Origin of the sequence: Shouchella miscanthi (assembly GCF_007725405.1) — a bacterium.
In the GTDB taxonomy this organism is placed as follows: Bacteria; Bacillota; Bacilli; order Bacillales; family Bacillaceae_D; genus Shouchella; species Shouchella hunanensis.
Genome location: NZ_CP042163.1, coordinates 1,646,596 through 1,665,787, shown reverse-complemented (window position 1 = coordinate 1,665,787; position 19,192 = coordinate 1,646,596). Strand labels below are relative to the sequence as shown.

General features: G+C 38.8%; 30 protein-coding genes, 2 pseudogenes and 1 other annotated feature. Of the genes and pseudogenes, 8 read left to right on the top strand and 24 right to left on the bottom strand.

The genetic code is table 11. The annotated features are described in order from the left end of the window. Positions 1-6: 6 nt before the first annotated feature. The 7 genes from FPV17_RS08345 to FPV17_RS08315 all read right to left on the bottom strand — a co-directional run bounded on the left by FPV17_RS08345 (position 7) and on the right by FPV17_RS08315 (position 3,231). Positions 7-348, bottom strand: coding sequence for a hypothetical protein (locus tag FPV17_RS08345; protein WP_144558728.1), 342 nt, complete (start codon positions 346-348; stop codon positions 7-9). Positions 349-407: 59 nt separating this feature from the next. Beyond that, on the bottom strand, positions 408-1,121 hold the full coding sequence (locus tag FPV17_RS08340; RefSeq protein WP_052008064.1) for a hypothetical protein: 714 nt from the start codon (positions 1,119-1,121) through the stop codon (positions 408-410). Positions 1,122-1,135: 14 nt separating this feature from the next. Further along, positions 1,136-1,495, bottom strand: a complete 360-nt coding sequence (locus tag FPV17_RS22515; protein ID WP_035396017.1) for an HNH endonuclease — start codon at positions 1,493-1,495, stop codon at positions 1,136-1,138. Positions 1,496-1,508: 13 nt separating this feature from the next. Further along, the gene (locus FPV17_RS08330; protein ID WP_144558727.1) at positions 1,509-1,859 is read right to left on the bottom strand and encodes a hypothetical protein; all 351 of its coding nucleotides are present in this window, start codon (positions 1,857-1,859) and stop codon (positions 1,509-1,511) included. Beyond that, positions 1,856-2,050, bottom strand: a complete 195-nt coding sequence (locus tag FPV17_RS08325; RefSeq protein WP_144558726.1) for a hypothetical protein — start codon at positions 2,048-2,050, stop codon at positions 1,856-1,858. The genes FPV17_RS08330 and FPV17_RS08325 overlap by 4 nt, the downstream gene beginning before the upstream one ends. Positions 2,051-2,285: 235 nt before the next feature. Beyond that, entirely contained in the window at positions 2,286-2,948 is a 663-nt protein-coding gene (locus FPV17_RS08320) for an ATP-binding protein (protein WP_186370762.1), read from the bottom strand. Between the two features lie 19 nt (positions 2,949-2,967). After that, positions 2,968-3,231 carry a helix-turn-helix domain-containing protein gene (locus FPV17_RS08315; protein ID WP_144558724.1) on the bottom strand — a complete coding sequence of 88 codons (264 nt, stop codon included), beginning with the start codon at positions 3,229-3,231 and terminating at the stop codon, positions 2,968-2,970. A 38-nt stretch (positions 3,232-3,269) separates the two neighbouring features. Here FPV17_RS08315 and FPV17_RS22380 point away from each other — a divergent pair. After that, a pseudogene (locus FPV17_RS22380) lies at positions 3,270-3,392 on the top strand (helix-turn-helix domain-containing protein); the annotation flags it as partial. A gap of 342 nt (positions 3,393-3,734) precedes the next feature. Here FPV17_RS22380 and FPV17_RS21860 read toward each other — a convergent pair. Continuing rightward, positions 3,735-3,884, bottom strand: coding sequence for a hypothetical protein (locus FPV17_RS21860; protein ID WP_186370761.1), 150 nt, complete (start codon positions 3,882-3,884; stop codon positions 3,735-3,737). 77 nt (positions 3,885-3,961) lie between these two features. Here FPV17_RS21860 and FPV17_RS21855 point away from each other — a divergent pair, with 77 nt between their 5' ends. Next, positions 3,962-4,138 (top strand): hypothetical protein, encoded by a 177-nt coding sequence (locus FPV17_RS21855; protein WP_186370760.1) that lies wholly within the window; start codon positions 3,962-3,964, stop codon positions 4,136-4,138. A 21-nt stretch (positions 4,139-4,159) separates the two neighbouring features. Here the strand turns inward: FPV17_RS21855 and FPV17_RS21850 are convergent, their stop codons facing one another. Then, entirely contained in the window at positions 4,160-4,312 is a 153-nt protein-coding gene (locus FPV17_RS21850) for a defense against restriction DarA-related protein (RefSeq protein ID WP_186370759.1), read from the bottom strand. Positions 4,313-4,413: 101 nt separating this feature from the next. On the opposite strand from FPV17_RS21850, the gene FPV17_RS21845 reads away from it, so the two are divergent. Next, on the top strand, positions 4,414-4,578 hold the full coding sequence (locus tag FPV17_RS21845; protein WP_158332010.1) for a hypothetical protein: 165 nt from the start codon (positions 4,414-4,416) through the stop codon (positions 4,576-4,578). Between the two features lie 706 nt (positions 4,579-5,284). Here the strand turns inward: FPV17_RS21845 and FPV17_RS08300 are convergent. Next, on the bottom strand, positions 5,285-5,467 hold the full coding sequence (locus tag FPV17_RS08300; RefSeq protein ID WP_144558722.1) for a hypothetical protein: 183 nt from the start codon (positions 5,465-5,467) through the stop codon (positions 5,285-5,287). 212 nt (positions 5,468-5,679) lie between these two features. Here FPV17_RS08300 and FPV17_RS08290 point away from each other — a divergent pair, with 212 nt between their 5' ends. From FPV17_RS08290 to FPV17_RS08275, 5 genes and pseudogenes are all read left to right on the top strand, one after another. After that, positions 5,680-5,862 carry a hypothetical protein gene (locus FPV17_RS08290; protein ID WP_144558721.1) on the top strand — a complete coding sequence of 61 codons (183 nt, stop codon included), beginning with the start codon at positions 5,680-5,682 and terminating at the stop codon, positions 5,860-5,862. Then, on the top strand, positions 5,859-6,005 hold the full coding sequence (locus FPV17_RS21840) for a hypothetical protein (RefSeq protein ID WP_158332011.1): 147 nt from the start codon (positions 5,859-5,861) through the stop codon (positions 6,003-6,005). Before FPV17_RS08290 ends, FPV17_RS21840 begins: the two co-directional genes overlap by 4 nt. A gap of 51 nt (positions 6,006-6,056) precedes the next feature. Beyond that, positions 6,057-6,440: pseudogene (locus FPV17_RS08285) on the top strand (sigma-70 family RNA polymerase sigma factor); the annotation flags it as partial. 197 nt (positions 6,441-6,637) lie between these two features. After that, entirely contained in the window at positions 6,638-7,627 is a 990-nt protein-coding gene (lplA, locus tag FPV17_RS08280) for a lipoate--protein ligase (RefSeq protein ID WP_144558719.1), read from the top strand. Positions 7,628-7,800: 173 nt separating this feature from the next. Beyond that, a complete protein-coding gene (locus FPV17_RS08275) occupies positions 7,801-8,406 on the top strand; it encodes an NUDIX hydrolase (protein ID WP_186370758.1) in 606 nt (201 codons plus the stop codon). A 70-nt stretch (positions 8,407-8,476) separates the two neighbouring features. Here the strand turns inward: FPV17_RS08275 and FPV17_RS08270 are convergent, their stop codons facing one another. From FPV17_RS08270 to FPV17_RS08205, 14 genes are all read right to left on the bottom strand, one after another. After that, complete coding sequence (locus FPV17_RS08270; protein ID WP_035396032.1) at positions 8,477-8,713, bottom strand: YrhC family protein; 237 nt, start codon at positions 8,711-8,713, stop codon at positions 8,477-8,479. An 80-nt stretch (positions 8,714-8,793) separates the two neighbouring features. Then, positions 8,794-9,486: a 5'-methylthioadenosine/S-adenosylhomocysteine nucleosidase gene (gene mtnN, locus FPV17_RS08265; RefSeq protein ID WP_035396033.1), complete on the bottom strand. Its 693-nt coding sequence runs from the start codon at positions 9,484-9,486 to the stop codon at positions 8,794-8,796. Positions 9,487-9,681: 195 nt separating this feature from the next. Next, positions 9,682-10,290, bottom strand: coding sequence for a YrrS family protein (locus tag FPV17_RS08260; protein ID WP_035396036.1), 609 nt, complete (start codon positions 10,288-10,290; stop codon positions 9,682-9,684). A gap of 124 nt (positions 10,291-10,414) precedes the next feature. Then, positions 10,415-10,891, bottom strand: a complete 477-nt coding sequence (gene greA, locus FPV17_RS08255; RefSeq protein ID WP_035396039.1) for a transcription elongation factor GreA — start codon at positions 10,889-10,891, stop codon at positions 10,415-10,417. 40 nt (positions 10,892-10,931) lie between these two features. Next, a complete protein-coding gene (udk, locus tag FPV17_RS08250) occupies positions 10,932-11,582 on the bottom strand; it encodes a uridine kinase (protein WP_060705981.1) in 651 nt (216 codons plus the stop codon). Then, on the bottom strand, positions 11,563-12,237 hold the full coding sequence (locus FPV17_RS08245) for an O-methyltransferase (RefSeq protein WP_144558717.1): 675 nt from the start codon (positions 12,235-12,237) through the stop codon (positions 11,563-11,565). The genes udk and FPV17_RS08245 overlap by 20 nt, the downstream gene beginning before the upstream one ends. Positions 12,238-12,297: 60 nt before the next feature. Beyond that, positions 12,298-13,443, bottom strand: a complete 1,146-nt coding sequence (gene mltG / locus FPV17_RS08240) for an endolytic transglycosylase MltG (protein ID WP_144558716.1) — start codon at positions 13,441-13,443, stop codon at positions 12,298-12,300. A 124-nt stretch (positions 13,444-13,567) separates the two neighbouring features. Continuing rightward, the gene (locus FPV17_RS08235) at positions 13,568-13,858 is read right to left on the bottom strand and encodes a DUF1292 domain-containing protein (RefSeq protein ID WP_038478752.1); all 291 of its coding nucleotides are present in this window, start codon (positions 13,856-13,858) and stop codon (positions 13,568-13,570) included. A gap of 20 nt (positions 13,859-13,878) precedes the next feature. Continuing rightward, complete coding sequence (gene ruvX / locus FPV17_RS08230; protein ID WP_035396041.1) at positions 13,879-14,304, bottom strand: Holliday junction resolvase RuvX; 426 nt, start codon at positions 14,302-14,304, stop codon at positions 13,879-13,881. Then, positions 14,301-14,573, bottom strand: coding sequence for an IreB family regulatory phosphoprotein (locus FPV17_RS08225; RefSeq protein ID WP_055737379.1), 273 nt, complete (start codon positions 14,571-14,573; stop codon positions 14,301-14,303). The genes ruvX and FPV17_RS08225 overlap by 4 nt, the downstream gene beginning before the upstream one ends. An 81-nt stretch (positions 14,574-14,654) precedes the next feature. Next, positions 14,655-17,297: an alanine--tRNA ligase gene (alaS, locus tag FPV17_RS08220; RefSeq protein ID WP_035396043.1), complete on the bottom strand. Its 2,643-nt coding sequence runs from the start codon at positions 17,295-17,297 to the stop codon at positions 14,655-14,657. Positions 17,298-17,350: 53 nt separating this feature from the next. Continuing rightward, positions 17,351-17,558, bottom strand: a binding site (T-box leader). A gap of 58 nt (positions 17,559-17,616) precedes the next feature. Continuing rightward, on the bottom strand, positions 17,617-18,693 hold the full coding sequence (locus FPV17_RS08215; protein WP_035396045.1) for an AI-2E family transporter: 1,077 nt from the start codon (positions 18,691-18,693) through the stop codon (positions 17,617-17,619). A 100-nt stretch (positions 18,694-18,793) separates the two neighbouring features. Next, the gene (locus FPV17_RS08210; protein ID WP_035396047.1) at positions 18,794-18,979 is read right to left on the bottom strand and encodes a DUF3918 family protein; all 186 of its coding nucleotides are present in this window, start codon (positions 18,977-18,979) and stop codon (positions 18,794-18,796) included. A 20-nt stretch (positions 18,980-18,999) separates the two neighbouring features. Next, positions 19,000-19,188, bottom strand: a complete 189-nt coding sequence (locus FPV17_RS08205; RefSeq protein ID WP_176463610.1) for a YrzR-like zinc ribbon domain — start codon at positions 19,186-19,188, stop codon at positions 19,000-19,002. Between the last annotated feature and the right edge of the window lie 4 nt (positions 19,189-19,192).

The window sequence follows — 19,192 nt, the reverse complement described above, 5'->3', positions numbered from 1 at the left end:
TTCAACCTAGAACAAGACTTTTTTATCTTTAATAGGCTGAATAAGTTTTATACCCAATTCTAGACCATTACTAAAATGCTCAGTAGTTCCTTCTTGACCATTTTCTAAAAATTCAAGTGTCATTCTTAAAACGGCTGGCCACATCAAATCTAAGTCGTCCCAATCAACGAATGTCAAAAAAGTTTTGTAATTAGATTGAATAACTATAGTACCATTTAAGAACCCCTTCGGCACGACAACCAAGCTTTTTCGGATGTTCTGATATTCTTTTGCCAAGCATTTTTCGTTGAACTCCAAAATGTCGATCTCTGTTAATAAGTCCTTATATAGCAACATGGTTTTACTCATGCACTCTCCCCTTTTCTTAACCAGTTTCGTTCTGCCACCTCAATATGCTTTGTAACAGGCTAGCTTCCGTTCGTAAGTTGTTCATCGCATCCAAACCAGCCTTGTATGTTTCTCTTGTATGCTAGATACATATATTTAAACTGAGGTGATTGTTGTAAACTAATGCGGTTAATCTCGTCGTATGAAAAGCCAATGTCTATCACAAATGCAATACTGTCTGGCATCTTTTGCTTTGTTGTGCGATGCAATCTACTCAATACCGCTCTTCGCACCGCTTGCTTTACGGGCACAATCTTAAAATCCACTGTGCATTGCCTAGGCATTATCCCCGCTTTTACCTCTTGACCGTTCTCGTCGATCGTGTTGCAATAAACCGGCATTTGGAAACGTTGATAGTCCGTTTGTATATAGCGATGCAGCATTTCTTCTAGACCGCCCTTCATACTGTTGTGAGTGGCGATAATAAACGGTGTACGATTGTTAAATTGCTTTTGACGATCCTGCCACCATGCAACTTGCTCATGAATAAATTGCGGCTCCACTCCTGTATCTGCAAAAACAATAAAGTCGTAATGGATCTTACCTTGCAGGTGATCTTCTAAGAGGTGAGCAGATTGGGTACCTCCACCAAATGACAAGACTCTGTAGATGTTTTGTTTACCGTTATTACGCAAATCATTTATAAGATCGTCTTTTGATTTAAAGACGCCGTTGATATACTTTTTGTGCTGCGTGTAGTCGTTCGGCTGTTCAAATAGTTTGAGTTGATCCATCGGGACCTCCTTTCTCACAGAGCCTTTAGATCCTCACTATCCATGTAGTAATACGATCCATACATAAACTCAAACTCTGATTGCCAATGCTTTAGCCTCGCTTGACTTAACTCAGCGTGCATTTGCATGTGGCAGGTATTACAGAGCAAAAGGCCATTTGTAAATACTCCTTGGCCACTCCCGCTACCTTTTGGTTTCACATGGTGGATGTGCTCTCCTGATCTCCCGCACTCTTGGCATGTGTTCTCGAAGTAATCTTTTATCTGCTGGCGTATGGTGTCCGAGAACTTCCCTCTGTTAACCCTCTGCCTTGTCCGCCTCTTATGCTTTGATTTAGCGACTGCCCTCACTGGTTGTTGCGATAGGTCATGCATCGTTACACCTCCACTATTGATTAATCAATCTGTTTTCGCGCTTCCAGTTCTGCAACTGACGCAATGGACAACCGTTGTGTTTTGCTACCGCAGGATCGGTTAAACCCTTTCGTTTAAGCATCCGGTATTCGTCCACTTTTAGAGTGCAAACGACTTTGCCTCGTTTTGTTTCCAATGACGAAATGCCTTCATCGATTCGTTTGTTTGCCGTTATAGATAACAGATCATTCCCGATATTCAGAAGTATGTTGAAGTACTCACAGCCCTCACAACTGGAATGACTCTCCAAATTGTTAAATCGACAACTGTTACAGTGGTTAAAGGTGATTTCCGTTTGTTCTCGCAACAGGTCTATTCTTTTCATTGAAAAAACGGTCTTTCTCGCTCTTTTAATATTCCTCTATCTACAAAATCAGCTGCTAGAATAAAAACATCTACCCAGAATCGATTGAAGTGTTCGGCAATGTCCATGACTCCTCTGCCTTCCTTCCACAGCTTTTTAAACTCTCGCTTTTCTTCAGGTGTCCATAGATAATCGAATTGGACGCCCGCCAAATACGCTCCCTCTTTTAAGCTGATCTTTTGCTCTGCCCATGTTCTATTAGGTAAGTGCTGCTCGTTCTTTATGAAGCCTCGCCTCCAATATCGCTAGTTGTTTCATTCGTCTTGGTCTTGTCACATTTTTATAATGCTGATACCGATACTCAGACTCGTTACAAGTGCAGGAGGTTATTAACCATCCCCCCTGGCATGTGTTACCCACTGTACATTTACACATGGTTTATGCCTCCTAAAATGGAATGTTTGATATTCGATTGTCTTCTGCTTCTTTAAACACGATGTATTTTGGTCTGTTTAGTAGTCGAGACACTAATTTTTGGTCATACACCTTAAACAGTGATTTGCCTGAAAGGTTTGTCGTTAGGATCGTCAATTTCCCTTGCCTATAAGTGGTGATTGCGTAAAGAATACGCTGCACAAAATCCGCCGCTGATTTATCTGAATCAATTGCGCCAGTCTCGGCACCTAAGTCATCCAACACAAGGTGGTCCGTCTTTGATAGCAAGTTCACTAGATAATCCTCTGTATACTTGCTGTTCTTATCGCTGAATGATCCTTTAATCTTTCGAAGCATGTCCTCAATGCTGACGAAAAGGCTGGATGTTTTAAAATCCGTTGTTTCGTTCAATTCTTTTAACATGCTATATGCCAAATGGCTTTTCCCCGTTCCTTGTATGCCTTGAAAAATAACGTTGAAAGCATCCCCGCCTCTTTTTCTAATAACACAGTCCAACGCTAGTTCTTTATTAGCAACCTCCTCCGAACATTGAGGAACGAAAGTTTCAAAGGTTGCTTGTTTTAACGATGGATCAGGTAGTAGACTATGCCGTTCAAGCATGTTGTACTTTTCGCGATCCTTCACCCGGTAGTAATCGTCACGTACTTTATTCATCAAGTGAGCCTCTTCCCATTCAAGACCGCATTTGTAACAAATAGCTTGTCCATGTACCTCCATCTTCATCCAAGTAAATCAAATCATCAATTTCACACTTGAAAAACTCGCATAGCGTGGCAAAAATTCGATTATTGAATGTATTGAACTTGTTGTTATAGAAATTAAGTAACGTTGCATAATAAATGCCAGTACGCCCGCTTAACTCCTGAACACTCGGTATGTTGTGAACGTGCATCAACTCTCTAAGTCGATGTTTCACCACAAGCTGTTTTCGATGCAAGACAACCCCTCGGAAGACCAGTTGCAAGAAGAACTTTAGACCGTTTTTATAAGAACGAAAATAATCAAATCCACTACGACACAATAGCTGACCTATGTGTGGTTTTGGACTGTCAAATTGGCGATCTATTCGTGTTAGAGCCAGTTGACAAAAGCAAATAATAATCATTTATTCCAGTCGCACATGTCGCATATTAACTGGAAGGAGGGGCGCGCACGGTAATGTGATCAGCTCCTTTTTAAATTTTTCTTATGTATGTTCGTGTTGTGATTAAGTACGTATGTTCGGTTTTGAAACGCGTTGAAAGGAGAGTATGACTCCCCTTATCCGGTTTCACGCCTTTGTTTCGCTATCTCCTGCCAACGCCTTGACCGCATGATCTGTATCTCCTTACGATCCATAGGTGGTTTAGTAGCTGCTACGTCTCGATCCCATCCAAGTACATGAACTCGATTTATAAAAGTGCTGTAACAGATACCATTAGATTCTGTTCGTTCTTTCCACTATGCGTTAAATGCCCTCTTTTTGACAGGTTCCGTCAATGCCTTGTGCCTGTCCCAGCCGAGTCTGCGAATACGGGCATTGAGTAAGTTGCGATTGATCCCAAAGTCAGCGGCAAGTTCGTATTCTTCATCGCTAATGTAGATTGGCATGACTACAATCCTCCTTAATACTCTATAGACACTCACCAATTAGTCATTTACACTTATCATTAATAGAGGTGATCAAAATGAACATATGGTTAGCAGCAACGTTAAGAGCATTATTTATACTTGGACTTGGTGTTTTTTTCATTTTTGTAGTTGAATCAAACATAAGTTGGATTTTCGTTGGCTTTATGACTATCTTTGCTTTCTTTTCCCAGCTTTATTTTTCAAAACGTAGGCGAGAAAAAGAGAAAGTGTGATACTCCCCACAGAGGGGAGCGTTATTTGTTAAAGATCCGTTTCATTTCATATTCCGCTAGCTCTTCCTCGGTCAAGAGCCTGTCGTAAGCAACTTCTCCCCATTTACTAAAGTAATAATCCATCTCTTCTAAATGAATTGGCTGGCAACCAGGAGCGGGTGGTCGCAGCAACATTTCATGCCAATCTTCCTCCCCTACAGTTTATGGATACTAAGCTCAAAATTTAAACGAAACCAAAATCCTTATTTCTCGTAACTTATACCGAGGTGAATATTATGAAAAAGTTCTACTACTTATCTTCTGCAAGTTTTTTTATGCTTGGAATTATCAAGCTACTATTAGAACCAAACCCGCTTTTTTATATCCCTTCTTTTGGATTAGCAGTTTGCTTCTTATTTTCAGGACTGCTTGATCCTAAGAAAACAAAAAACACTAATTAATATTCAGCAGCGCTATTGCGATCGCTTTTTTGTTTGGTGGCAGGATCCGCATTGTGTGATCAAACTGTCTGATTAATTAATTACTCCCTAATCAAATTTGTGTTGTATTAGACATAATACTTGGAATAGAATATTTAATGATTCCTTGAAAGGAGATCATCAATTGGAAAAAACAAATGCTTTAACAAAGAAAGGAACTATCATAAAATACATAGCGTTAATTATTGGAATCGCATGTTTGTTTTTAACTTTCGTCACTCCTACAAGGGTAGTAATGATCGGTTGCATTTACGGTGATTACATTGTCTTTGCACTTACAGCAATTGGTGTCCTACTGTCAATTTACTCAATAAGAATTTCAGAAAAGAAACTGATATCGATTTTGTCTTTAATTTTGTCCTTATCTTTCCCTATAATGTTCGTACTTTGGTTAATCTTACTTTTTACTGGGACAATCGATTTTGCACCGTGATTCAAGGCTGTTTTTAAAGCCTTATTTTTTGAAAACGTGCTAATGATAACCTCACAGCAACAATATTGTTCTAATTACATTAATCGTTTTAGGAATTGCAGGTACGATCCTCTCTCTTTCCAGTCTTAGAACCAATGCATCCTAATTACAAAGGGTAAAGCTTTAATAAATGGCATTCATTTAGAATGTCTTTTTACTGGTCAGTTTATGGACTCCGCTTGGTCATACTGCGCATTAATCAGACGTTACAAAATAATTCACTACATAGGTTGCTGTATCAACGTTTTTATTGCCGTTTCTTTTAAGTTTTAATGCTAGTTTATTTGCCCTTTCTTTCTCTCTTCCCGCATTCTTAGCTTTACGATAATAGCCTTGAACATAATTTCCGTTTTCGACGATATACATTTTCTTGCTCATTCACTCCCCTACAGTTTATGGATCACACATTTACTTTTTGAAGGTATTCACATTGAAAAGATCCACTAAATCCTTCTAACATAATCACCGTATAATCATAGTTTGGTGTGTGTTTAAACTCGTTTGTTCGGCAAGTCCAGATACGACCATCATGCGTTTCCGCTTCAATACAAGTGTGCATTACGACCTTATCGCCTTTTTTAAGTGGTTTTATGCTCATTTCATTAACAAAAGTACAGCTTGAACATTTAGTTTCTGTAACTGGTGGGGCAACTATATGGGGATTAAACGAAGCGAAAATTTACAGAGAGATACAGAAGCAAGATCCTCAATTGCTTACATTCGTTGGATTAGATGAGCTAGAGAAAATTCATAGCCGTTCGGAGATTACTTGATCGGCTTAAGTGAAAGTAAAAATGAAAATAATAAGTATGTAACTTTTTCCGATGAATACGGAGAAATTACCGAAGAGGAAAGACAGGAACTTGCTAAGCACCTTAAATATTTAAGATGGCAAGCAGAACAAAATAAAAATTAAAGACCACCTTATAGGTAGTCTCATGTTAAATATTTCCGTTTACTTTGTGACATCGAAATGGAGATTCTAATGCATTTGAGGGCATTAAAAAAAGTAAAGAAAGACGTATCCCTTCATGATCCAATTGGAACGGACAAAGAAGGTAATGAAATTAGTCTTATCGACATTTTACAAGAAGATGCAGATGATATTGTTGATATTTTGCAAGCGGAAATGGAAAAAAAGCAAATATATGAATACATTCATGTGTTAGATGAACGAGAAAAAGAAGTTGTCATCGGTCGTTTTGGTTTGAATATGGAGGAAGAACGTACGCAAAGAGAAATCGCGAAAGAGTTAAAAATTTCTAGAAGCTATGTGTCTCGGATTGAGAAACGGGCGTTAATGAAGTTGTTCCATGAATTTTATAAGCACAGTCGTGGCAAGGGGAACTAACCTCCTTGCTTCTTTTTATTATGAAAAGAAGATGTGCAAATACGACATGTTTATGGCACTAGCTTGTTTTCAACAAACAAAACAAGCTTTTTCTTATTCGGTATCTTAAAGCTATCTGAGAAGGAAACGAATCCCTCGATTTACTGGAGTAAAATGAGTATACTAGTAAGTGTACGAGTACGGAAGGGAGTTCTACTATGAAGTTTATTAATAACAACAATCTGACAGATCCTCGGATCAATTTAGCAATCGAAGAATGGGCATTAAAAAACCTTGACCCTAATGAATCTTACCTCTTATTTTATATTAACGAACCGTCCATTATTATTGGTAAAAATCAAAATACATTTGAAGAAATTAACCTCGATTATGTGAAAGACAACAATCTACATGTCGTTCGTCGTCTTTCAGGAGGTGGCGCGGTTTATCACGATTTGGGCAATTTAAATTTTAGCTTCATTACAAAGGATGACGGAGATTCTTTTCATAACTTCAAAAAATTTACGGAGCCCGTGGTACAAGCATTAAAACAGCTTGGCGTTCAGGCTGAATTAAGTGGTAGAAATGACATTCAAGTTGGAGAAAGAAAGATCTCTGGTAATGCCCAGTTTACAACAAAAGGAAGAATGTTTTCTCACGGTACACTAATGTTGCAATCCGAAATTGAAAACGTCGTTTCTGCGCTTCGTGTGAAGGATGATAAAATAAAATCAAAAGGGATTAAATCTATACGAAGTCGAGTGGCAAATATTTCTGAATTTCTTAAACAGCCGATGACGATGGAAGAGTTTAAGTCTATGCTTTTACAATACATTTTTAATGGGCAGGAAGACATTCCAGAGCATGTGATAACTGAAGAGGAATGGAAAGAAATATACGCATTATCTTCTGAGCGTTATCAAGGTTGGGATTGGAATTATGGGAAATCTCCAGCCTTCGATATTCAGAGGTCAAAACGATTTCCAATCGGAACCATTGACTTACGCTTAAATGTAAAAAAAGGTGTAATTAGTGACTGTAAGATTTTTGGTGATTTTTTTGGAGTAGCTGATGTGAGTGGGCTTGAAGAACAACTCATTGGCAAGCGCTACGATGCTAATGAGCTAGCTCAAGTACTTGATTCTGCCGATTTAAAAGCATATTTTGGCTCTATTAGTAAAGAAGAGTTTCTTTCTCTTATTTATTAAATAAAAAAGTGGCGACCACATTATATGGTCGCCCAATTGGGGAGAGAGACAAGAAAGAACAATTAGAAAGCAAGGGTTATATCCTTTCCTTACGTATTACTATAAAGGATGATCGAAACGATTTCATTGGGATTGTTACAAGATCTAACAGTATTTTTCATTTGGAGGGTATTGTGAATTTAGAAGAAATTAAACAGAAGCTTTTAACACCTCAAAAGAAAAACAACGTGCGTGATGCTGCCGTTCTTTTACCCCTTGTTTCAATTAAAGATGAACTGCATATTTTGTTCCAAGTTCGAGCGTTAACGTTACATGCTCAACCTGGTGAGACTTGTTTTCCAGGAGGGCGAATCGATCAAGGCGATCAAGATGCACAAGCTGCTGCTTTAAGAGAGTTCCATGAAGAGTTTGGTATAAAAGAAGAACAAGTAACGATTCTTTCTTCCCTAAACAAAATTGAATCTCCTCGACGAGGCCTCATTCATCCTTTCGTTGCGTATATTGATTCACTAGATGAGATTAAACCGAACACAGCAGAAGTAGAAGATTGGTTTACCGTTCCAGTAGCCGCACTACTCTCTACTCCGCCTGAAATTGGCTATGTCGATGTCATCATTAAGCCTGGTAAAAATTTCCCTATTGATCGTATTGCCAATGCCGTTGCTTATCAAGATAAGCGCTACAGCACACCAGAATCGTTCTACATGTATAATGAACACATTATATGGGGGTTAACTGCTCGTATTTTACAAGAGTTTTTAGAGCATATAAAATCATAAACAAGGGCTTCCGCCTTTATAAAAAAAGCTGCCCATCAAGTCTACTATAGGACTTTTTGGACAGCTTTTTCTATTCTTTATTATTTAATCGTTGTAAACGCATATTTGCTAGCCAAGACAAGACAAAACAGCCACTGGAAAAAACAAGACAGGCGCCTACAATAACAGCTAATGCCAACGTTGTTTCAATTCGATAGGGTTCTGGAAGCCATAAACCCACAGTTAAAAAGAAACCAATACCTAAAAACACAAGACAAAAAGCATGATAGTCTTTTTTTGCATAAACTAGTTTATCTCTTTGATCCACTCCGCTTCCCCCTTTTCCTCATCATAACAGATGATGTACTGAAAAGAAGCAAAGAATCTTTCCTCAAATGGAAAAAAACGTTACGCCAATGACTCAATCATTAGCATGACTTGTTTCGCTGAATTCACAGCTGATTTTTCTAAAAAGGTGTCATACGACATTTTAGCATCTTGCCCAGCAACATCAGATAGTGCACGTATAATAACAAAAGGTGTTCCGTATTGATGACAGACTTGTGCAATAGCAGCAGCTTCCATTTCTGCACAAAAGGCAGTTGGAAAACGTACCTTGACAGCATTCACTCGCTCTTCATCGTCCATAAACGAATCTCCAGTTACAACTAAACCTTCTTCTGTATGGAAACCAACCTTAGTTGCAGCGTCTTTAGCTGCTTCAATAAGCTTTGGTTCTGGTAAATAAGCTGAAACCATACCTGGTACTTGACCATACTCATAACCAAATACGGTCGCGTCTACGTCGTGATGACGCACTTCCGTTGAAATAACCAAATCCCCTACAGCCATCGTTTGGTTTAAACCGCCTGCTACACCTGTATTAATAACGTATGTTGGTTGATAGCGATCATTTAAAATAGAGGTTGCTAAAGCAGCGTTCACTTTACCAATTCCACATTTTGTTAAAATAACAGTTGTACCGTTCAAGATGCCTTCTGTGAACTCACAATTGGCAACAACTGTTACTGTTACATCCTTCATTTGCTTTCTTAAGTATTCAACCTCTTCTTCCATTGCGCCGATAATGCCTATTTTCATCAAACTCATCCTTTCCTTAGCAAAATGCTTCCTCAACTAGTATACACATTGCTTTCAGTTGTTTCACTAAAAAAGTCTATTCTTTAAGCATCGGATAACCTGTTTTCTTTACGTCTACACAAACAGTGTGTCCCATCTCACATTAGCAAAGAAAAGCCTTTCCATACAAAGTGTGAATGGAAAGGCTTTATCTATTTAATTTGGATTTGTTTCTGATTGATTAACCGATTCAATTTGCCAGCCGAGTTCTGGAGATTCCACCCACTGTAAACGAACTTGATAATAAAGACCTGTGCCTTTATCCAGTAACGTCACAACCGCACTCGTAGTCGATCCGCCGTTTCCTATCCAAATCGTATCACTTGTACTACTAGACAGGCCAGTGGCATTATATGCAGCTTGCTCCATCTCATTCCAGTTTTGACCACCGAAATTATTTGGAGTAGGGTTCGTTTGCTCTGTTGGTAACACATCTCCTACTTCAGCTTGTCCGGCATCCTCGTCTTCTTCGTTGGCATCGTCCTCTTCAGTCGCTTCTTCCTCATCTATACCGTCTTCTTCATTTGGAGCATCTTCTTCATTTGTTTCGTCTTCTGAAGCCCCATCATCATTTGAACCATCCGATTCATCCGAATCAGGGTCTATAATTTGTCTGCTCTCTTCTGTGGCAGTTTCATCTTGATTCACCATATTTACGACTAATGTACCTCCAAAAAAGAGAATTAGAATCACAACAATGGTAATCGCGATATTAAGGATTTGATTTTTGCGTTTATCTTTACGGCTTTCATAACGTTGGCCCATAGTGTAAATTCCCTCCTATCTCTCTACTCCATTATAGCTCGTTCTAATTAAACCGCAACAGGTATCACTTAGCAAGCGAAAAAAGTCTCCTTCAGTTGAACAGAAAAAGGAGACTTTTTTACTATTAACGAATCTCTAAAATTTCTACTTCCATTTCACCAGCTGGCGTATTGACCGTCACTTTATCTTTAACGGTTTTCCCTAATAAGCTTTGTGCCATTGGTGAGTCATTCGAAATCTTCCCATCAAGGGGGTCTGATTCAGCAGAACCAACGATTGTGTATTCTTCTTCGTCGCCATCAGGTAATTCAATGAGACGAACTGTTTTACCAAGAGATACGACATTGCTAGCTGTTTTTTCTTTTTCAATCATCACAGCATTGCGAATCATTTTTTCAAGTTGTGCAATTCGACCTTCTACAAACGCCTGGTCTTCCTTCGCAGAATCGTACTCCGAGTTCTCTGATAGATCGCCAAAACTTCTTGCTATTTTAATACGTTCCACTACTTCTTTGCGTCGAGTCGTAATTAAATGTTGCAATTCATCTTCTAATTTCTTTTTTCCTTCTTCTGTCATATAATGCTTTTTTTCTTCTGCCATTCCTTCATTCACTCCTCAAAGTTAGTAAGAATCTATATCATTAGATGTTTGAATCCTGCTTTTGTTGGATAACTGTTCTGATCTTTGTCGCCATTAAATCAATCGCAACTTTATTTTCTCCACCTTCAGGAATAATCACATCTGCATATCGCTTAGTTGGTTCGATAAATTGCAAATGCATCGGACGCACTACAGAGGTGTATTGCTCGATAACAGATTCAATCGTACGCCCTCTTTCTTTTGTATCGCGTAAAAGTCGCCTCATGATGCGAATGTCAGCATCGGTGTCAACAAACACTTTAATGTCCATCATACTGCGTAAACGCTCATCTTCTAAAATTAAAATTCCTTCTAGAATAATGACGTCTTTCGGCTCAATTTCCAGCACTTCTTTTGCGCGTGTATGCTGCGCATAGTCATACGCTGGTTTATAAATAGGTGTACGATCGACGAGCTGTCTCAGGTGAGCATAAAGCAACTCATTGTCAAATGCAAGTGGATGATCGTAATTTGTTTTCAATCGCTCTTCAAACGCTAGATGATCCTGGTTCTTATAGTAAGCATCTTGTTCAATCAAAACAATAGACGATTGGTTAAATTGATTAAAAATTTCTTTCGCAACGGTAGTTTTTCCAGAACCAGTTCCACCAGCTACCCCTATAATAACGGGTCTATTTTGATTTATTGTCATAATCTTCCCTCTTTATTCTCGTACTACAAGCAATACCGTCTCCGATTGGAATGATGGATGTGTAAAACCCTGTATGTTGACAAAGCCATTCGTTGTAGTGCTTTATTTTCTCAACTAACTTTTGAATTCGCTTTGGTTCCATCGATAAATCTTGTTTAGCGACAAGCCCTCTAAACAAAATATTATCACTTAAAATGACACCATTATCCGCTAAAAGCGGTTCAAATTGTTGAAAGAATGTTTGATATTTCCCTTTAGCCGCATCAATAAAGATACTGTCAAAAGGAACATAAGGTTTAAGCAAATGAACGGCATCTGCTGCGTCAGCGAGATAAGGAATGATTCGATCCGAGAGTCCCGCTCGTTCAATATGAGCTACAGCTTGTTCGTAGCGATGCTCATCACGCTCTATTGTGATAATCGTTGTTGAAGGAAGCGCTTCCGCTAATCGTATAGCAGAATAACCAATCGCTGTCCCTACTTCTAAAATTCGCTTTGGTTGCTGTGCTTGCAAAATGGAAATCATCGTGTTTAATGACAGTTCATCCATAATTGGCACGTTCTCATTGTGTGCTAACTCTTCCATTTCAAGGATAAGCGCGCTTTTTACCCGATTTAAAGATTTAATATATGAGATCATTTCTTCATTTATCATGTACGTTTGAACATCCTTTTACGAAAAAAGCATGGGAGCATGTTGCTCCCTATGCTTACTTTATTCAGTATCCTCTGCAGCCTCTTGCCATTCATGACGATACGTATCTCTTGCCTCTAAATGAGCATCATACTCTTCATTATAAATAATCTCGCCATTATAACGGGCATAAAAGTAAAGATAATTTGTTTCATTTGGATCAGCTGCCGCAACGAGCGCTTCCTCTCGCACAGTAGAAATTGGACCTGGCGGTAAACCTGTATGCTGATACGTATTATAAGGTGAATCTACCTCTAAATCGTCATATGTGGTCATATAAATATGTTCCCCTTGCGCATAGGCAACCGTAGGATCTACTTGTAGCATCATACCTTCATTTAAACGATTATGCAAGACTCCAGCAATCGTAAAACGATCTTCTCTTTCCCTTGCCTCACGTTCTACGATGGAGCCAATCGTCAAAAGTTCATGAAATGTATAGTCACTGGCATTAATGATTCCTTGTCTTTCATTATAAACAATTTGCATTTGGTCGAGCATTGAACGTACAACCGCTTCAATGTCAGGCTGTTCCTCATCGAACTGATAGCTAGCAGGAAAGAGATAGCCCTCAAGTGGGTGATGAATGTCTTCATCTAAAATTTCTTCCGTTAGCATGTCGTATTCTTCAATAAGTGATTGAACAAATTCTTCATCATCGATAAACGAAAAGATATCGTCTTGACTATCACCTGTAAATTCACTTAGACGTTCTGTAATCGTGTTTAGTGTTAGTCCTTCTGGAATGACAATAGTCGTCGTCGCTTCTGCCATAACAAGACCATCTTTTAATTCTTCGATAATTTCATCAGTATTCATTGATGTATTGAGTGAATAGGTTCCTGCTTGGAAACCTGATTCGTTTTTATACCTTGTATAATAGCGAAAGAACGTTGCATTTCTAATAACACCCTCATCTTCTAAGATTTGTGCAATTTGTGAAGTAGAGGTATTTACTGGAATGTGAACTTCAACATCCTGTCCGTCATCACTTGCATCGACAGGCTTTAATGCATTAACAAAGTACGTATAACCGCCAATGATAACAGCAAGTACAACGACAAAAAAAGCCGACAGACTGATGAAGACAATCTTTCGAACTGTCTTTGCCTGAGATGCACGCTCTTGATAAACATCATTAGCTTTATATTTCTTTTCTTTTGACATTAATTGCCTCCTCACTCGTCCAATTATACAATAGTTTTCTGCTTTCTTGTATAGGGGAATTGGACGATGTGCAGCATACACATACGGATGAACCCGTGCAACGCCTGCACGGGTTATGTGCTATTTACTCGTCTTCTTCCTCAGAAAATGTATTCAACATTTCTTCAATCATTTCCCACTCTTCATCTGTTTCAACTGGGAAGAAGGCAATATCATTGTCTTCATCTTCACGATCTTCGTAACGGAAAGCAAATACTTCTACTTCCTCATCGTCATCCTCTTCTTCGCCAACTGGAACTAAAACCATATACGATTTGTTTGTTTCATCAACCGTAAAACGGAATAGTTCATCAAATAAGTGCTCCGTACCTTCTTCATCTGGAATAACAAAACGCTCTTTTTCTTCTTGTGCCATGTAAAAAACCTACCTTTTTTCTATTTAGTGTATGAACGTCGATCGAGATACCCTTGCAGGATTAAACGAGCCGCCATCTGGTCAATCACTTTTTTGCGTTTCTTTCGACTAACATCTGCATCAACTAACACACGCTCAGCGGCCATCGTTGTTAAACGCTCGTCCCAAAGCTCGGTATGAATGGAAACATATTCTGACAACTGTGCGACGAACTGTTCACTTCTTTGGCCACTTGCCCCGATGGTTCCATCCATATTTTTAGGATAACCAACAACAACAGTTTGAACAGCATGCTCTTCTATTAAAGATACAATTTGTTTAAAGTCCTCTGCTTCATTCGATTCATTTCTTCTAATCGTTTTCAAACCTTGAGCAGTCCAACCAAATGCATCACTTAATGCAATGCCAATCGTTTTCGTCCCTACATCTAGTCCGAGTATTTTCATTTAATTGTTTTTCCCTGCTCCTTTAAATAAGATTTAACCAATGTTTCAATCAGTTCATCTCGTTCAAGTTTGCGAATGAGTGTACGTGCATCTTTATGTCTTGGTATATAGGCCGGGTCGCCAGACAAGAGGTAGCCTACAATTTGATTAATTGGATTATACCCTTTTTCCTCGAGTGCATCATAAACAGATAAGAGCACTTCACGAACGTCTTTATCAAAGGAATCATCATTAAAGTTAAATTGCATCGTATTATCCATTGAACTCAATTGCTCTCACCTCTTTTATTTTAGTAATAGAAGGTTTGCTCAAATACAGTATCGTCTTCATTGTACAACAGATTGGTTCAATTAGGAAATTAAATTGACATGTTCCTTCACATAGTTTAACGCATCTTGAAGTTTCGATGGATCTTTACCACCAGCTTGAGCCATATCAGGACGGCCGCCACCGCCACCGCCAGTTCGACTTGCTACTTCTTTAATTAATTTCCCAGCATGAAGACCTTCACTTATCGCTGCTTTCGTAACACCTGCAACAAGTGACACTTTATCACCTGTTTTCGCTCCTAGTACAATAACTGCTTTACGATCCTCTTGCTTTAAAGAATCGACCATTGCGCGTAATGAATCCATATCTTTTGCTTGTACGACTTCCGCCAATACTGAAATGCCATTAATCTCTTCTGCTTTATCAAGCAATTGCCCTGCTTCTTTTTGAGCAAGTCGTGCAGTTAACGACTCATTTTCACGATTTAATTCACGTAAATCTTGTTGTAATGCATCGATTCTTGCAGATACATCTCGTAGCTGTTTTACTTTCAAACGCTCTTGCGCATCCGTTAACAATGATAATTGATCGTTAACAAAGTCATAAGCTCCTTTTGATGTCACTGCTTCAATTCGTCGGACTCCTGCACCAATACCAGATTCGCTAACGAGCTTAAATAAGCCAATTTCAGCTGAATTGCGAACGTGACAACCTCCGCATAATTCTAAGCTATAATCGCCAATTTGAACAAGTCGTACTTCATCACCATATTTTTCACCGAAAAGCGCCATTGCGCCTTTTTCTTTTGCTGTTGCAAGAGACTCAATCGTAATCGAGACCGGCAGTGCTTGCCAAATTTTTTCGTTTACAAGCTGTTCGATTTGCGCAAGCTCATTTGGCGTCACTTGACCAAAATGAGAAAAATCAAAGCGAAGTCGATCTCCGTTTACAAGAGAACCTGCTTGATTAACGTGCTCTCCAAGAACATCTTTTAAAGCTTGGTGAAGCAAATGCGTTGCCGTATGATTTTTCACAATGTCTAACCGTTCTCTTACTTCAATACGTGCTTGAACTTTATCACCTTGTTGAAGAGCGCCTGACTCCATTTCAACTGTATGCAAATGTTGGCCATTTGGCGCTTTTTTAACATCTCGTACGCGCCCTTGTCCTTTATCTGTATAAAGAACACCCTGATCCGCTACTTGACCACCGCTTTCAGCATAAAAAGGTGTTTCGTCTAAGATAATTGAAACCGTATCGCCTAATTGCGCCACATCGATGGTTTCTTTGTCTTTTATCATGACGTTAATCGTAGAGGTCGTTTCCGTATGCTCATAGCCTACGAACATACTTGGTGTTTTTAAATCACCAAACACATCTTCTTGAACACCCATTGATGCGGTTTCCTGCCTAGCGGCACGTGCACGGTTACGCTGTGCTTCCATCTCCTTTTCAAATTCTTCACGATGAATGTGAAGCCCCTCTTCTTCCACATATTCTTCGGTTAAATCAACCGGGAAACCGTATGTGTCGTATAAGCGAAACACATCTTTACCCGTAATCGTCTGTTCATTGTTTTCTTTTGCCTTTTTCATAATCTCACTTAAGATCACTAATCCTTCATGGAGTGTTTCGTGAAAACGTTCTTCCTCTGTGCGAATCACACGTTGAATAAACGCTTTCTTTTCGTTAACTTCTGGATAGAAATCTTCCATGATAGCACCAACTACTGGTACGAGGGTATGCATGAACGGCTTTTCAATCCCAATTGTTTTTGCAAAGCGTACCGCACGTCTAAGTAAACGTCTTAGCACGTAGCCTCTTCCTTCGTTTGACGGAAGTGCGCCATCCCCAATTGCAAATGCAACTGTTCGAATATGATCCACTACCACTTTATAAGCTGTATCTACTGCTTCATTACCATTATTATAAGGGGCGTTTGCTAATTTCTCGGTCTCTTTAATAATTGGTAAGAACAAATCTGTATCAAAATTTGTTTTTGCATCTTGAATGACAGATACCATTCGCTCTAGTCCCATCCCAGTATCAATGTTTTTCTTCGGTAATGGTGTATAGGTACCATCTGCATTGTGATTAAATTGCGAGAAAACTAAATTCCAAATTTCTAAATAACGCTCATTTTCTCCCCCTGGGTACAACTCAGGGTCTTTCGGATCGTTGCCATAGCTTGGACCACGATCATAAAAAATTTCCGAGTTTGGTCCACTTGGCCCTTCACCAATATCCCAAAAATTCCCTTCTAAACGAATAATTCGTTCTTCAGGTACACCCACTTTTTCAATCCATAATTTATACGCTTCATGATCTTCAGGGTGAACTGTAACCGATAGTTTCTCTTTATCAAAGCCAATCCATTGATCACTTGTGAGAAATTCCCAACTCCAAATAATCGCTTCTTCTTTAAAATAATCACCAATTGAAAAGTTGCCTAGCATTTCAAAGAAGGTATGGTGACGAGCTGTTTTCCCAACAATTTCAATGTCATTCGTACGAATCGATTTTTGAGCGTTTACAATACGTGGGTTTTCAGGGATTACTCGACCATCAAAATATTTTTTTAATGTAGCCACTCCGCTGTTAATCCATAGTAAACTAGGATCTTCAAACGGGACTAATGATGCACTCGGCTCTACAGAGTGACCTTTTTCTTTAAAGAAATCAATAAACATTTGTCGCACTTGTGCTGAAGTTAATTTCTTCATTTTTGGACTCATCTCCTTTATGTATAAAAACAAATAAAACAATCCCTTCCCTGTAAAGGGACGAGATTGTTTTCACGCGGTACCACCCTTAATTATAACAAGAATTCTCTTATTATCACTTAAGTCCTTTAACGCAGGTAACGGCGATATACTCGCTACTCCAGAATAGCATTCCGCATTTCTTCGTTAATGCTTTTTTCAGCCAAGAAAGCATCTCTCTTTAAACGGGCTAATGCGTACTCGTTCTTTCATTGTAATTATTCATTATGCATGTACGTAACTTGATTCACGAAGATTATAGCGCGCAAGTCTTCAAAAGTCAATTAAACTCCACTTCCCCCTTTATATACGTCCGGATGTGAAGCAAGGTAACTTTTGCGATAGCTGTTACTGGCACAGCAACAAGTAATCCAACAATTCCTCCTACCTCCACTCCTACAAGTAGCGCTAAGATGATTAAAATTGGGTGCAGATGAACCGTTTTTCCTACAATTAGCGGGGACAACACGTTTCCTTCTATTTGCTGTGTCACAAAGATACTAATAGCAGTAAAAAGCGCTAACGATGGAGATACGAGTAAGGCTGAGCCAACTGCTGGGATGGCTCCGATAAAAGCGCCGAAATATGGAATAAAATTTGTTGCCCCAATAAAAATACCAAGTAAAAAGGCATACGGCACGCCTAAAATAAGAAGGGCAATCGTTGATAAACCGCCAACGCAAAGGGCAACAAGTAATTGTCCACGCAAATACGATCCAAACGTTTTATCCACGTCTTTTAAATAAAGGCGTGTCATGGTTCGCCATTTTCTCGGTGTTACATAAAAACCGACTCGTTGTAATAGAGTAAAATCTTTTAACAAATAAAAGACAAGAAATGGAACCACAATCCATAATACGCTGGATTGTATTACCGTCAAAATAAAGGACTCTAGCTGATCTAACCCTTTTGCTGTAAATTGTTCTACTTTTTCGGACCAGTCTCCTACATGCTCTCGTAAGGGATTCGGTAAACCCTCCGTTTTTTCTTGATAAGTAAGAAGCATCGCTTTTATGGAACCAATATGTTGAGGCAGTACCACCATTGCCTCTTGTACTTGTCTTACAACGATTGGTATTCCTAAAAAAAGAAGAGCTGCTACAACTAGGATAAAAAAAAGAAACAGCAAAGCTGTTGCCACACTTCGATTCATGCCGGAATGTACGGCTTTCTCAATTAACGGATGCAACAAATACGCAATTAATATGGATACAAGAATAGGCCAAATAAGCGGCTGTACGACAGCGAGAAGTGGCTGAATATATGTAAGCAAGTATAATACAAGTAAAAAGAATACTAACATAATAAGCCATTTCGACCATTTTAATACGTCTGCAACTAGTAAGTCCCGCTTCAATTGGTTCACCCCTCTCTTTCATTTAGAATGCGCAACTTGAAGGTAAATTAACAAAAAAAGAACATGGAATGAAGATCCATGTTCTTGATAAGCACAGCTATTAGTGAAACATTTTTTTCACTTTTTTCTTTGTTTTTTTCCATGTTTTTCCGTTCATTAACTTCTTATCCGCTTCCATGATCGGTTCAAAGAAATTGTATACTTTCTTTTTCGCCTTCTTATCGTTCATTGAATACCAAGCAGCCCCAAGACCAATTACCATTAATGGCGCAATGGATTTACGCAAGATCGATTCACCTCGATTCTTTATAAATCTATTTGTCTTTCTTCTTCTGCAAATAAATCATCGAGCGAACTCAAAGACCCATCTTCCTCTACTTGATGAAGCATTAATGTTCCTTTAACAAGGCTCATTTCAATGAAACAGTGCCAACAGTAATATTGATTTGTGCCAATTTTACCAATATCTTTTAAATGGCAATTCGGACATCGCATTATA

Coding starts and splice junctions, on each gene's coding strand:
- FPV17_RS08330 (WP_144558727.1), bottom strand. CDS start 1,859: ATGAAAAGAATAGACCTGTTGCGAGAACAAACGGAAATCACCTTTAAC.
- FPV17_RS08300 (WP_144558722.1), bottom strand. CDS start 5,467: ATGAGCAAGAAAATGTATATCGTCGAAAACGGAAATTATGTTCAAGGC.
- FPV17_RS21860 (WP_186370761.1), bottom strand. CDS start 3,884: ATGCCAATCTACATTAGCGATGAAGAATACGAACTTGCCGCTGACTTT.
- udk (WP_060705981.1), bottom strand. CDS start 11,582: ATGACAATAAATCAAAATAGACCCGTTATTATAGGGGTAGCTGGTGGA.
- FPV17_RS22515 (WP_035396017.1), bottom strand. CDS start 1,495: ATGCATGACCTATCGCAACAACCAGTGAGGGCAGTCGCTAAATCAAAG.
- FPV17_RS21855 (WP_186370760.1), top strand. CDS start 3,962: ATGAACATATGGTTAGCAGCAACGTTAAGAGCATTATTTATACTTGGA.
- greA (WP_035396039.1), bottom strand. CDS start 10,891: ATGGCAGAAGAAAAAAAGCATTATATGACAGAAGAAGGAAAAAAGAAA.
- FPV17_RS08345 (WP_144558728.1), bottom strand. CDS start 348: ATGAGTAAAACCATGTTGCTATATAAGGACTTATTAACAGAGATCGAC.
- FPV17_RS08290 (WP_144558721.1), top strand. CDS start 5,680: ATGCTCATTTCATTAACAAAAGTACAGCTTGAACATTTAGTTTCTGTA.
- FPV17_RS08235 (WP_038478752.1), bottom strand. CDS start 13,858: ATGGCACAAGAAGAAAAAGAGCGTTTTGTTATTCCAGATGAAGAAGGT.
- mltG (WP_144558716.1), bottom strand. CDS start 13,443: ATGTCAAAAGAAAAGAAATATAAAGCTAATGATGTTTATCAAGAGCGT.
- FPV17_RS08245 (WP_144558717.1), bottom strand. CDS start 12,237: ATGATAAATGAAGAAATGATCTCATATATTAAATCTTTAAATCGGGTA.
- mtnN (WP_035396033.1), bottom strand. CDS start 9,486: ATGAAAATAGGCATTATCGGCGCAATGGAAGAAGAGGTTGAATACTTA.
- FPV17_RS21850 (WP_186370759.1), bottom strand. CDS start 4,312: ATGTTGCTGCGACCACCCGCTCCTGGTTGCCAGCCAATTCATTTAGAA.
- FPV17_RS08340 (WP_052008064.1), bottom strand. CDS start 1,121: ATGGATCAACTCAAACTATTTGAACAGCCGAACGACTACACGCAGCAC.
- alaS (WP_035396043.1), bottom strand. CDS start 17,297: ATGAAGAAATTAACTTCAGCACAAGTGCGACAAATGTTTATTGATTTC.
- FPV17_RS08320 (WP_186370762.1), bottom strand. CDS start 2,948: ATGAATAAAGTACGTGACGATTACTACCGGGTGAAGGATCGCGAAAAG.
- ruvX (WP_035396041.1), bottom strand. CDS start 14,304: ATGAAAATACTCGGACTAGATGTAGGGACGAAAACGATTGGCATTGCA.
- FPV17_RS21845 (WP_158332010.1), top strand. CDS start 4,414: ATGAAAAAGTTCTACTACTTATCTTCTGCAAGTTTTTTTATGCTTGGA.
- FPV17_RS08260 (WP_035396036.1), bottom strand. CDS start 10,290: ATGGGCCAACGTTATGAAAGCCGTAAAGATAAACGCAAAAATCAAATC.
- lplA (WP_144558719.1), top strand. CDS start 6,638: ATGAAGTTTATTAATAACAACAATCTGACAGATCCTCGGATCAATTTA.
- FPV17_RS08205 (WP_176463610.1), bottom strand. CDS start 19,188: ATGCGATGTCCGAATTGCCATTTAAAAGATATTGGTAAAATTGGCACA.